Origin of the sequence: Campylobacter majalis (assembly GCF_905120465.1) — a bacterium.
In the GTDB taxonomy this organism is placed as follows: Bacteria; Campylobacterota; Campylobacteria; order Campylobacterales; family Campylobacteraceae; genus Campylobacter_A; species Campylobacter_A majalis.
In genome coordinates, this window is the sequence record NZ_CAJHOF010000042.1 from 1 (window position 1) to 1,862 (window position 1,862).

Annotated in this window: 1 protein-coding gene; it reads left to right on the forward strand. The window is 34.1% G+C overall.

Features of this window, described 5'->3' with window-relative positions; genetic code table 11:
* A partial coding sequence (locus tag LQU93_RS09790) for a hemagglutinin repeat-containing protein (protein WP_229933701.1) occupies positions 1-1,862 on the forward strand: 1,862 nt, incomplete at both ends.

Here is a 1,862-nt window from a genome sequence, read left to right on the forward strand (position 1 = left end):
CCACAAAAACCATAAAAGAGGATATTGTATCATCAAATCTAAATGCTAATAACATAAACATAATCTCAAATAAAGATACAACTATACAGGGGGCGAATTTAGTAGCGGATAATGAGATAAATATAAATGCAAAGGATATTAACCTAAATCCAGCAGTATATGAGAGTCTAGATTATTCACATACTAGCAAATCAAGCTGGGGAGGGCTTAAAAAAAGCCTTGATATGCACTCTCTTGCAAAAGCAAATTTACAAAGCTCATCTTTAAGCACAAGCACAGGCGACATTAACCTAAATGCTACAAATAACATAAACATCATCTCATCAGATATATCAAGTGTAAAGGCATTAAACCTAAATGCAGATAATGATATAAATATCATAGCAGCTAAAGAGCAGGTTAAAGAGGTAAGTGTTCATAAAAAAAGTAGTTTTAATCCGCTTGGTATATTAACATATGTTGGCACACTAGGGACAAATGGGGGAGAAATTTACAAAGCCCAAGAGAATCAAAAAGGAAGCATTGATGGTTTATCTAAACTATCAAACATCAAAGCATTTGAAGATATTAATATACATGCAAACAATGCCATCATTACAGCCAACATTAAATCAAACCAAGATACTAACATAAAAGCAAACACTGCCACCATCTTAAACGCTACTAATACGCATGAAAGCTACAACATAGATAAAAAAACCAGTGTTAGTATAGCTCATATACAAGATATCTTAAAAGATGCCAAACCAAAATCTCTATCAGAACTTAAAAAAGATACATCAGCCAAGATCCGCCTAGCTGATGCAACCTATGAAAAAGCTACAAACAACATCTCATCCACCAAAAGCATAAGCTCAAACCTACAAGCTAAAAATTTAAACATTATCACTAATGAAGACATCACTATCACAGGAGCTGATATAAATGCTAAAGAGGATATAACCCTACATTCAAATAGTGGCAACATCTATATATCAAACTCTACTGATACCATAGATACAGCCTCCACTCTAAAAGAGGCTAAGGCCGCTCTATCTCTTACTGTGCAAAACGAATATGCCCAGATAGCTCCAGCTGCCATAGCTTTACAAGAGGCTATTAAACAGCTAAATAGTGTAAAAAAAGAGTATGAGACCTACAAACAAGAAAAATCAAACCTAGAGAGTAAGCTAAATGAACTAAAACAAAGATACAAAGATAAAGAGATAGGTATAGACTACTCTGATATAGAGGATCTAACAGATATAATAGACAATATAAAAGATGAAGAAAAATACTATCTAGCAAATATCGCCCTAGCAACTACAAATGTAGCCTCTAAAACCACAGCCCTAATAAGCCAAAGTGCAGCAGCTGCATCTAGCTATACCACATTTGGCTTTAGCATAGGCATAGCTGGTGATATAAAAGGTAGCAACACTAAATCCAATACCACACAAACTACATCTGTATCTTCAAACCTAAATGCAAACAATATTAAAATTTCAACCAACAAAGATAAAGATACAAGCACAAACATAACTGGCTCAAACCTAATAGCAAACAACAACATAAATATAGACACTAAAGATCTAAACATAAACTCTAGCCAAGATACCTACAAACAAGACTCTAAAACCAAAGAGCTAAGCGGTAGTGTTAAGATGACTATGTATGGTGGAGGCGGAGGTAGCTTAGGTCTAAACTACTCTCAATCAAACTTAGATAAAGAAAACATAACAAACAACAATAGCCAACTACTAGCACATAATAACCTAAACATCAACACCACAAACAACACAACCATAAAAGGAGCTAATCTAAGAGCCAATAATATAGCAAATATCAATGTAGGCAATAATCTAATCTTACAAAGCCAAAGG